Raw genomic sequence first — 10,834 nt, 5'->3', positions numbered from 1 at the left:
AATAAAAACATCTTATTGTCTGGCCTATCGGTGTGCCAGGCGCTGCCTGATCCGGGTGAGCGTTTGCCTTTCTATCCCCAAATAGCTGCATAAGTGTGAAAGCGAAATCCTTCCAAATAATTTAGGTTGTGCTTTAATGAAATCCAAATAACGCTGCTCTGCCTTTTGCAAGATAAAACTTTCCAAACGGATTTGTTGTCTGTTGAGTAGCTCTTCTGCGATCAGACAGCGGTAATTGCCTCCACAGGCTGAATGACTGTAGATTTGATTCAGGTCACCAAAAGGAATACATATAATTTTAGTTTGCTCCAGGCATTGGATAAGATAATTGCTGGGCTGCTGTTTCAGAAATGCCGGATAATCTGCCACGTAGTCTCCTTCAGAAAAAAAAGCTACAGTATGCTCATTTCCGTTTTCATCGATAAAATAAGCGCGGGCTAATCCTTTTGCAATAAAGCCCAGAAATTTCTGGACCTTTCCTGAATGCAGGAAAAAATCTTTCTTACTTAATTCTATTATGCCCGATGTTGGACTTGTAGGGTATACCCCACGTTCAGGCAAATCGGTTTTTGAATAATCTACCGATTTTAAATGCTTCAAAACATCGTTTTGAGCATCATTATTATAATGGCTTGAATGATAATACATGGCTATCTCCGGTTGGTTATAGCATAAATTTCGGCAGGATTTTGTTTTTTAAGGGGACGCTAATATCCTTATTTGGGGGTTGTTTTGTCTTTTTAAACCAAAAAGCAGCTCTTTTTTGGAGCTGCTAACGGTAAGAGGATTAAAATATGGAATAACCAGCTTTGGAATGTTATACCAGGGCCATTAATTCAGTATTAATGAATTCCATCTCCTCATCATCCAGGCTTACTGAAACAGATTGCGCATTACTGATGGCTTGTGCTTTATTTCGCGCGCCGGCTAAAACGATACTAATACCAGGCTGCATAGTAGTCCATTTTAGCACCAGTTGCGAAAGGCTGATCCGCTTTTCATTTGCAATAACCTCAATTCTTTCAAGAAAATTTTTAACCTTTGAAAGATCGAAGTGACTAAAATAGCCGTTTCGGTGATCGCTGGCCTGCAGGGTATCCCCTTTGAAAAACTTACCACTGAGCAAGCCTCTTTCCAGCGGACTGTAGGCAATTATACCGATATGATTTGCAATTGCAGCCGGTATCAGCTCAGCTTCGATTTCCCTTTTCAACATGCTGTAAGGCACCTGATTGGAGGCCACATTGATGCTTTGCTGCGCCTGCATCATTTGTGCTGCGCTGTAATTGCTTACACCAGCCGCCCTGATTTTACCCTGATCTATCAGTAATTGCAGGGCCTCCATTGTTTCCTCAATAGGTGTGGTCGAATCTGCCCAGTGCAATTGCAGTAAATCAATATAATCTGTTTTTAAACGCTTTAAGCTTTCCTCGGCTTCTTTAATTACATTGGCTTTCGAGGCGTATTTATAAACCGGGTAATTTTTGCCTAAATGATCAATATCAAACATAAAATCCCCGCGGCCATTATTACTTCCATCCCAAACCATTCCAAACTTGGTAAGAATCTGTATTTTAGAGCGGTCTGTTTGCGCAGTTGCACTGGCAATCAGTTCTTCGCTTAAGCCTAACCCGTAGAATGGTGCGGTATCTAAAGTGGTTACGCCCAGGTCAATTGAGGCCAGAATGGCTTCTTTAGCCTCTTTCTTTTCTGTTCCTCCCCACATAGTGCCTCCAATAGCAAAACTGCCATAAGTAATGGCAGATAAGCTTAAATCTGTGTTTCCTAATTTTCTATATTCCATGATGAATTATTAATGGTTAAGCATTTTCTTCGGCAGGATGTAATTCGGCATAAGTTTTCCAGTCGGTATAGCCTTCCGAGCCCAGGCCATAATATAAATCGCGATTAGGTGGAGTAAGCTCAAGGTTATTTTCCAATCGCTCAACCAAATCAGGGTTAGCGGTAAACAGCTCTCCGAAACCGGCAATATCAATAGTACCTGCATCGATTAACCGTTCTGCTTTCTCCCTGGTCATGCTACCGGCCAGGATGATTACCCCTTCATACCAGGAACGAAAGCGCTCCAGAAAACCTTCGGGCAAAGCATGGCTGCCTTTAGATTGCTGATCCATCAGATGGATGTAGACGACTTGCCGTTTGGCAAGTTGAGCTGCCAAATACTGATAAGTTGCCTCTATTTCATCATATTGGGGCAATTCGCCAAGCCCGCCATAAGGCGTTAGCCTGATACCAACCTTTTCTTTGCCAATGGCAGCAACAGCTGCATCAACTACTTCGAGCAAAAATCTAGACCTATTTTCAACGCTGCCGCCATATTCATCCTTTCGGTTATTGATGAAAGGATTTAGGAACTGTTCGATTAAATAGCCGTTGGCTCCATGAATCTCAACGCCATCGAACCCTGCTGTTATCGCATTGCCTGCTGCATTGGCAAAATCGTTAACGACCTCGCCAATCTGGGCTGCCGACAACGCTTTAGGCTTGGAAGCCAAAACAAATCCTTCCCTCCCGTTTTCATCAAAACCCCAGGCATGTGTATTAGCTGCCTGAATATCTGAGGGGCCGACTGGAGCAATACCACCTGGCTGATTGGAAGTATGTGATACCCTGCCGACATGCCAAAGCTGTGTAAATATGGTACTACCTTGCTTGTGTACAGCCTGGGTTACTTTTTTCCAGCCTTTAATTTGTGCCAAAGTGTACAGCCCGGGAATGTAAAGGACACCTTTAGCGGTTTCTGAAATTGCTGTGCCTTCGGTAATAATTAATCCTGCGGTGGAGCGTTGCGAATAGTATAAAGCATTTTCCTCATTAGCGATGCCATCGGCATTTCGTGCCCTGGTCATAGGTGCCATGGCAATCCGGTTTTTTAATTGCAGCGAGCCAATGGCTGCCGGCCTAAAAATATTTGTGCTCATTTTTTTTCTGAATATGTACAATTATGTGTTGCTGTTTTACCTTTTTTTAACCAGCCAGCTTTCTACCGCTCTGGAGAAATCGGCAACATCAATCGGGTGCCTGCTGGTAACCAGGTTACCATCGGTAACAACAGCTTGTTCCAGCACCTCTCCACCTGCATTTTTAAGGTCAGTTTGAATGTTCCAATAACCCGTTAATTTTCTGCCTTTCAGGATATCGGCAGATGCCAGTACTACAGGCGCATGGCAGATAGCGGCAATGAGTTTTCCGGATTTATTAAAATCCTGAATAAACCTGATTACATCTTTATCATAACGCAGGTTATCGGGGTTCCAGGCACCACCCGGGATAAACACCGCATCATAATCACCTACTTTAATCTGATCTGCTGTGCGGTCTACCTTAATCCAACCCACTGGCTGCAAATATTGAATGGCCATGATATGCGTAGCAGCCATCTCCGGCTGGCTAAGTCCATATCTGGCTGGAGCCGGGTTATATTTTGGCGATACAATTTCTACCTGGGCGCCAAGTTGCTTAAAGTACCATACTGGTCCGGTCAATTCGATTTCCTCGAAACCATCTGCCGCAATAACCGCAATTTTTTTACCTTTCAGCACTGCTTTATCTTTAACAGGGGTAAAAAAGAATGCCCTTAAAGCTTCATTTCCCGGAGCATTCAATAATTGCGAAACGGGCATATTAACTACCGCAGATGGCGAGGTGAGTTGATTGATAACTTCAAGTTCATTGCTTTTAAGCTGGGCATTTGCACCAAGTACCGCAAATATGCACAGGATACCTGTCAGTACGATTTGATTTACTGTTTTCATTTTTTCGTTTTTTATTTGTTTTCTTTTTGTTGCTTACTGTATTGTTATTGGATTTATTAATTCGGGACCTTAATTAACCTGCGGATGCCAGTTTGAAAGGGTTGCTTTTTGATACTGGTATTTAAATAATCGATAACAGGTTGTATCGGTGGAAATTTAAGGTGGTACTGAAAAGCGCTTTCACTTCTGAATTTTTCGTAGGTAACAAACTGCGTCTGGTCATTTTCAAATTGCGAAAGCTGATAATTGATCACCCCTGGCTCACTTCGAAATTGTGGCATCGCCTGGTGATAAACAGTTTTGAACTTAGCCTCAGTACCGGGCTTACAGTCTACAAAAAGCATGATCGTAATGGGCTTATCTTCTTTATTGGCCTCCATACGCCACTGTTTTTTGGAGAGTGGCTCGAGATCCTTTACCTGTATTTTTTTGACTGGTTGCACCAGGTTTTTTGTAAGCGCCAGAACAGCCCTGAAAAGTGTTTCACCACTGGCTTTATGGAACTCCTGTTTACTAATCCATCTTTCAATGGTCCAGAGCACAGCAGGATGTTCCTCTTCGTAATAAACCTCGGCCATGATGTTGGCCTTTTGCAAGATGGCATAAGCAACATAATTTTGCAATGCCTTTTTAAAAGTCTCCCGGTCATTCGGTTTAAGCTCATAACGGGTTAATATGGCTAAAGGTTGCGGGTGCTTCTCACCTGTAGCAACAAGTTTTTTTTTCGGCATAGTACTGGTTTGTGCCTGACTCAACAGGCCGGTTAAAAGCAGGGCAACAAGCACATAATAAAAGATTATGGGGATCCGGGCTATGATTATTTTTGTTTTCATTTTCTGGATATTTAAGGCCGTTACGGCACAATTTTTATGATCAATATGGTTGAAATTATTTTCCAGTCCTAAGTAGCAAGGCGGCAAGCTCATGGGGTTTGGCCAGGAAAGGCGAATGACTGGTATCGATCTCATATACCGATTTAATGCCGGAGCTTTTTATCATCCTGTCTTGCAATCCGGGCGAGATCACAATATCCTGAAGCGTTTTGATGTAGATTTTTGCTACGCTGCCAAAGTTTTCGCTGGTCAAAGTAACTTTACCGGCAAAAGGAATGGCCGGCTCCGGACGGTAATTGGTTAAAACCTGCTCCTGATCGGCAGCTGTTCCATCAGGGATAAACAGGTTTGTTAAATTCTCGCGGCGCACATCCAGGCTCAGCTGATCCTGCGAGGGTACTAATGCAGGGCCAAGCTTCGCATCCGGATCTGAAAAGGCCAGATCGGTAAGCGCCTGTCCGTTTGCAGGTAAAAATGCCCCAACATAAATCAGTTTATGAATTTTAGCAGGTACTTTTTCAGCAACAAGACTGATAACCATCCCGGCCATGCTATGCCCTACCAGTATTACCTTACCTTTGGTTTTCGCTATTGCTTCTATTACCTTATCCCGGTAAAGATCTAAACTCAGTGTATGTAAAGGGCTTTTATCTTCGCCGTGCCCCGGCAATTCGACGACAATTACCTCATTGCCTTTTTTAACTAAATCAGCACGAACTGCATCCCATACGTAGGGAGCCTGCCAGGCACCGTGAACAAGTACATAAGTTTGTTTTTTTATTAGGTTGACAGCTGTTTTTTTCGCATCAGAAGCTATAGTAGCACCAGAAATAAATGCTGATAACAGTATTAAGATTGACTTTTTCATTTTATATCTTTTTTATTTTTTAAAGCATAATTATTGTTCATTTTGCCCGGCCGGCATGTCATAGCCATTGAGTAAGATTGCTATTAAACTATAGCCACCTATAAGGAAGAACAGCTCGGCCAGGCCATCTTTTCCGAGTACCTTTAAAGCATGGCTATAGCTCGATGTTGGGAGTATCCGTCCTGCAACCAGGCAGTTTGCAATATCCTGGGCCAGGTTTTCCTGTTGATTTAATCCCGCAGTTTTGCTTCCTATGGCCAGTGCAGCAATCGTCTCCTCCGGAATACCAAAAGCTGCTGCCATAATCTCATGAACGTAAAGTTCAAATCTGGCCCCGTAAAAAGCGCCTACGGTGAGGATAGCTACTTCGCGTACTTTTTTATCGAGTGTGGCCTGGGTATCCAGACTACGCAAAAAAGTAAGCGCTGCGATGCCAAATTGCGGAAAATGCAGCATCGGGGTGAAAGGCCCCAGCAAAGCCCCCTGGTTATCAATCATCCTGGCAGGACTTTGGCTTCGGTTAATCAATTCAGATATTTCCTGGTGTACATACAGTAATTCAGGACTCAGGCTATTCGGTGGTAGTGGGTTTAGGCGCATCATGATTTACGATTTAAGTATTTCACTGGTAAATTCGCCATCAATTAAAATGAAGGCTATCCGGCAGTTTTTACCAGAGCGGTTAGCCCAGGCATGATTGGTGCCATTTTGAATAATAATATCACCTGCTGAAACCGTAACTTCAGCCTGATCCATAATCATAGTAATGCTACCTTCAAGTACAATTCCGTAATCTACCGTCTGGGTGCGGTGCATAAGCGGATGCGGGGCTCCAACTGTGGAAGTAGAAGCTTGCTCATCTCCCATTGCCTTAAATTTTGCTGCAGCATCCTTTTCGCTTAAGCTCCTGATTTCTTCTCCTTCCGGTGGAAAATCGATCATCCTGATCCGGGTACCTTTTTTTGGTGGCCCCAACTGTAAACCAGTGTTATCCAGCTCATCAGGTTGGGCATGAATCAACGCCGGGCTTTCCAGGGTGTGCCAGATTTCGAAAAAAGTTGGTCCGCCTTTCCCTCCCACTAAATGTATATTGGTAGGAGGAGCATCAGAGACAATGATGGCCTGACCGGTGGCGTCATGCCCTGTTACAATACGCCTGAATGTTTTTTGAGTCGAATCCATAGTTAGTTATTTTTAGCCCTTCTAAATGCAGTAATTCCCAGATAATGGAATAAGACGCCAATTGCCCATAGTGGAGTAGACCAAAGAGGCCACGGATAACCGGCACCGGTTAAATACCATACCATCCAGATAATTGGTGTAGCGATAATGAACACCAAAAAATGAATTCTAAATCCACGTTTCGGATTCGATACCGCGGTGTAGTTGTGTTTGATGAAGTGTGTCATGATGTTTAATTGTTGATTTTCTGATACAAATTTGCTAAGAAAACCAGGGACATACCTGACGCAATTGCGTCAAAAACAACACATTACAAATAAAAAAAGCCACTTATGAGAAGTGGCTCCATGGTATTTAAATGATTTTAAAACAGGCTTAAAAATCAAAAATCTTTTCAAGCTCAATAACATGTGTTCCCGACTGAAATACTTCGGGGGCTTTAGCCATTTTTGCGGCCAGCGTTGAGGTTGGCATGGCCCTAAACTTTTTAAAAAGGCCAATTGTATTCAGGCTCCTGATGAGACCAATAGTTATGCGCTCTCCGGCACGATCACTATTTTGCCGCAGTAAAATACCAGGTTTAAAAATGGTGTAGCTATTAAACCCCAGTTCGCCAATGGCCTCTTCAAGCTTTCCTTTCATTTTAGAATAAAATACACTACTAGCTACATTTGCACCATAAGCCGATAACAGCACTGCAGCTCTTACTCCGTTTAGCTTAGCGATCCTGCCAAACTCCAAAGGAATCTCGTAATCAATTTTCCACTGCTGTTCTTTCGAACCTGCTGCCTTCAAAGTAGTACCCAGGCATGAAAACCATACATCGCCTTTAATGTGTGCTGCAACGGCGGCCAGCTGATCAAAATCGGTAACGATTTCGGTTAATTTGGCATGAGATTCACCCGTCGGTTTTCGCACAAAACTGAACACTTCTGAGTAAACCGGATCCGTCAGTAATAACTGCAAAAGATCGCTGCCAGTTGCGCCTGTTGCGCCGATAATAAGTGCTTTCATAAAACAAAGTTATTGGAATTAAATTAACGGTTACTGCTTAAAAATATATAAAGATTACTGCCCGATTTTTAACAGCAAATCACTTACCGCTTCGGGTTGCGACAAAAATGGAGAATGACCGGTATTTACCGTAAATACTGTTTTAATACTGGCATCAGCAATCATACGGTCCTGAAAAGCTGGCGTTATCACCACATCCTGTAAAGTTTTTATATACACCTTTTCAACTAAACCGAAATTGGCATTTGTGAGCGTAACTTTTGTAGTAAAAGGGATTGCGGGCTCTGCACGATAATTATCCAGCATCTGTTGTTTATTCGCAGCCGAACCATCGGGGATAAAAAGATTGGTTAAATCCTCGCGGTTTACATCCAGGGTTAATAAATCTGCCGATTGGCTTAGCGAAAGGCCTAATTTTGAAGCCGGATCTAAAGGACTTAAATCTGCCAACGCCTGACCCGATTTCGGCACAAAAGCACCAATGTAAACCAGTTTGCTAATCTTAGACGGGATTTTTTCAGCTACGTGGCTAACCACCATCCCACCCATACTGTGGCCAACCAGAATAACCTGCCCGTTTACCTTCGAAATGGCCTCGATCACTTTATCGCGGTAAATATCCAGATTCAACTGGTATGTTGGTGTTTGGTCGGTACCATGACCGGGAAGCTCAACCACAATTACCTGATGCCCTTTGTTTATCAGATTTTTACGCACTTCGCTCCAAACATAAGGTGCCTGCCAGGCGCCATGTACCAATACATAGGTTTGCGGTTTAATTACCGGCACCTGATCATTTTTAGAACAGGAATTAAGCAACATCCCTGCGCATACTGCCATAAGCAGTGATAAAACTATTTTTTTCATTTTTATTATTTTAATGGTATTTGCCTACTTTATTACCGGTGTTCGGCTTTCCCGTTTATCAGTTCTATTTTAACTGTGCACCCAGGCGCTCTACTTTTTTAAGCCATTTTTTGCGTTGTTCAGGTGAAGATTTTCTCATAAACCCGAACGTAGTGAAGCGGATGGGATCAAAGCCAACATAACCGAATACAATATCTTTCAGGATTTGGTACTGTGAGGCGCGATATACTAAATAAAACCACCAGGTTGGCGTATCCATGGTAACCAGCAGGCGGATGCTTTTACCTTTCAATAGTTTTTCCGGAAATGGTTTCCCTGAGTGGTTTTTAAAGGCAAAGCCAGGGAGCAATATCCTGTCGATGAATCCTTTGGTCATGGCGGGCATAAAACCCCACCAGTTTGGATAAGCCAGTACAACGTGGTCTGCCCATTTAATCAGCTCTTGCGCTGCAAGCAGATCAGGTTCAAGAACCATCGTTTTACCATTTCTGTAACCATCGGCGAGGTTTACATCGAAACTGAGCTGACTAATGATTAACATTTTACATACTGAACCGGTATGTTCGGCCGCTAACTGATAACGTTCAAGCATGGCTTTGCAAAATGATTCTTCTGAAGGATGCCCGAGTAAAAGTAAGATCTTCTTTTTCATTATGTGGTATAATTAACTTACACCACAAAATTGGAAATTAAAGGAAAGCTAAGCCTGACACATAAGTGCCAAAAGCTATTTACGCGCAACTTTCTGACGGATACGGGTTAAGGTCTGCCGTTCAATACCCAGGAAACTACACAGGTGCGAGAGAGAAATCCGATTGAATAAGGCAGATTGTTTACTGGTGAAATCGAGATAACGTTCTTCAGCAGTTTGAAAAATAAAACTTTCTATACGGGCTTGTTGCTTCATTAAAACCTGTTCTGCAATTAACCGGCCATACCGTTCAAAATAATGGCCCTGCCGGTAAACGCCCTGCAAATCATCGAGTGTAAGGCAAACAAATACGGTAGGTTCAAGGCATTGTATATAATATTGGCTCTGCTGACTGGTTAGAAATGCAGCATAATGGGTTGCGTAGTCACGTTCGGCATAAAACCCAACGGTTATTTCGTTCCCCTGCTCATCAACGAAATAAGAACGCACTAAACCACTTACAATGAAGCCCAGATTTTTCTGAAGCTTTCCGGCTTCTAAGAAAAATTCTTTCTTTTTATACGCTTTTACGGTAAGTCGTTTGGCCATTCGCGAAAGGTCTTCTGCTGATACATCATTACCACATGTTGCCAGCATGGCATCGATGTAGGCTTGTATAGCTGTTTCCATTGGTTAGTGGCTTAAAATTGGGTTAACAGGGCAAAGATTAAGTTACGATCTTTTACCCCGTTTTCAATGTGGTTACTGAATTAATTTATTGATTTCTTTTTGTAGGATGCTTTCAATTTTAGGATCTGAATTAGCAATGTATTTTACTATTCCATTTTTATCGATAATAATGTTGGTTGGAAATGTATTAATCCCATATGCTTCACAAGCTGCTTTTAAATCAGGAATTAGGGTATAGTCAAATTGATGTGTTTTTAGGAAAGTTTTCACCTCTTCTGCATTATTAAATGTAGGCGCTAAAAAGACAACCTGCTTAGGATCATACTGCGCAACGAGGTGATTAAGTTGAGGCATTTCTTCAATGCACGGCGTACAGCTGGTAAACCAAAAATTCAGCACAACAACCTTGCCCTTAAGCGCGCTTAAGTTTGTTATTTTCCCAGCACGGTCTCTGAAAGAAAAAGACTTAGCCTCCTTTCCTTTCATGTCATTCATTGCCTGGTTATATTTTTGGGCTGCTTCATCGGCCTGTCTTTTCATTTCCTGCGTTTGCCGTACCAGTCCCATAGTGCCTTTTTGTTCATCCTGTTTGGTCCGGGTAAACTTTACCAGATCTGGTGCCCATGCTTTTTTTACACTGTCCAGTTTATCTGTTGTTACGACCTTACCATCCGGTAAACGGAGTCCGTTTACTTTGATTTGTGCACTAGTACAGAAATACATACCCAAGCACGCCAATACCATCATCAATTTTAGTTTCTTCATTTGTTCGTTTCTTAAATGTAAAAGCGAAGATTTGAGGCATCATTATTCATGAATGAAACATCTTTTCGCGCCACAATAAAATTCTGCATCTATATCGATAAACACCTGACGCAAATGTGTCAAAAATGATAAGAGAGCTTCTCCATTTATTAGCTTATTTTTAGTCGAATTGAATTCTGGTGAGAGAACATCAATGCCGAGCACAATT

The 10,834-nt window shown here is 42.4% G+C and carries 14 protein-coding genes; all 14 read right to left on the bottom strand.

Going from position 1 to position 10,834, the window contains the following annotated elements; all coding sequences use genetic code 11:
- Positions 1 to 24: 24 nt before the first annotated feature.
- Positions 25 to 648, bottom strand: a complete 624-nt coding sequence (locus tag AC04QZ_RS19635) for a Crp/Fnr family transcriptional regulator (RefSeq protein WP_478359133.1) — start codon at positions 646 to 648, stop codon at positions 25 to 27.
- A 169-nt stretch (positions 649 to 817) separates the two neighbouring features.
- Positions 818 to 1,804, bottom strand: coding sequence for an aldo/keto reductase (locus AC04QZ_RS19630; RefSeq protein ID WP_478359132.1), 987 nt, complete (start codon positions 1,802 to 1,804; stop codon positions 818 to 820).
- A gap of 16 nt (positions 1,805 to 1,820) precedes the next feature.
- Positions 1,821 to 2,942, bottom strand: coding sequence for an alkene reductase (locus AC04QZ_RS19625; RefSeq protein ID WP_478359131.1), 1,122 nt, complete (start codon positions 2,940 to 2,942; stop codon positions 1,821 to 1,823).
- 36 nt (positions 2,943 to 2,978) lie between these two features.
- Positions 2,979 to 3,776, bottom strand: coding sequence for a DJ-1/PfpI/YhbO family deglycase/protease (locus AC04QZ_RS19620; RefSeq protein ID WP_478359130.1), 798 nt, complete (start codon positions 3,774 to 3,776; stop codon positions 2,979 to 2,981).
- A 56-nt stretch (positions 3,777 to 3,832) separates the two neighbouring features.
- Positions 3,833 to 4,609, bottom strand: coding sequence for a putative quinol monooxygenase (locus AC04QZ_RS19615; protein WP_478359129.1), 777 nt, complete (start codon positions 4,607 to 4,609; stop codon positions 3,833 to 3,835).
- Positions 4,610 to 4,664: 55 nt separating this feature from the next.
- Positions 4,665 to 5,477 carry an alpha/beta fold hydrolase gene (locus AC04QZ_RS19610; RefSeq protein ID WP_478359128.1) on the bottom strand — a complete coding sequence of 271 codons (813 nt, stop codon included), beginning with the start codon at positions 5,475 to 5,477 and terminating at the stop codon, positions 4,665 to 4,667.
- Between the two features lie 30 nt (positions 5,478 to 5,507).
- On the bottom strand, positions 5,508 to 6,080 hold the full coding sequence (locus tag AC04QZ_RS19605; protein WP_478359127.1) for a carboxymuconolactone decarboxylase family protein: 573 nt from the start codon (positions 6,078 to 6,080) through the stop codon (positions 5,508 to 5,510).
- Between the two features lie 3 nt (positions 6,081 to 6,083).
- Complete coding sequence (locus tag AC04QZ_RS19600; RefSeq protein ID WP_478359126.1) at positions 6,084 to 6,659, bottom strand: cupin domain-containing protein; 576 nt, start codon at positions 6,657 to 6,659, stop codon at positions 6,084 to 6,086.
- A gap of 2 nt (positions 6,660 to 6,661) precedes the next feature.
- A complete protein-coding gene (locus AC04QZ_RS19595) occupies positions 6,662 to 6,886 on the bottom strand; it encodes a 2TM domain-containing protein (RefSeq protein WP_478359125.1) in 225 nt (74 codons plus the stop codon).
- A gap of 148 nt (positions 6,887 to 7,034) precedes the next feature.
- Entirely contained in the window at positions 7,035 to 7,673 is a 639-nt protein-coding gene (locus AC04QZ_RS19590; protein WP_478359124.1) for an NAD(P)H-binding protein, read from the bottom strand.
- Positions 7,674 to 7,727: 54 nt separating this feature from the next.
- On the bottom strand, positions 7,728 to 8,540 hold the full coding sequence (locus tag AC04QZ_RS19585; RefSeq protein WP_478359123.1) for an alpha/beta fold hydrolase: 813 nt from the start codon (positions 8,538 to 8,540) through the stop codon (positions 7,728 to 7,730).
- A gap of 64 nt (positions 8,541 to 8,604) precedes the next feature.
- Positions 8,605 to 9,192, bottom strand: a complete 588-nt coding sequence (locus AC04QZ_RS19580) for an NAD(P)H-dependent oxidoreductase (RefSeq protein ID WP_478359122.1) — start codon at positions 9,190 to 9,192, stop codon at positions 8,605 to 8,607.
- Positions 9,193 to 9,267: 75 nt separating this feature from the next.
- Positions 9,268 to 9,861: a Crp/Fnr family transcriptional regulator gene (locus AC04QZ_RS19575; protein WP_478359121.1), complete on the bottom strand. Its 594-nt coding sequence runs from the start codon at positions 9,859 to 9,861 to the stop codon at positions 9,268 to 9,270.
- 72 nt (positions 9,862 to 9,933) lie between these two features.
- A complete protein-coding gene (locus AC04QZ_RS19570) occupies positions 9,934 to 10,626 on the bottom strand; it encodes a peroxiredoxin family protein (protein WP_478359120.1) in 693 nt (230 codons plus the stop codon).
- Positions 10,627 to 10,834 lie beyond the last annotated feature (208 nt).

Source organism: Pedobacter folensis, from assembly GCF_056490665.1.
The sequence above is the reverse complement of the archived record's forward strand: the minus strand, read 5'-3'. Positions and strand labels throughout refer to the sequence as shown.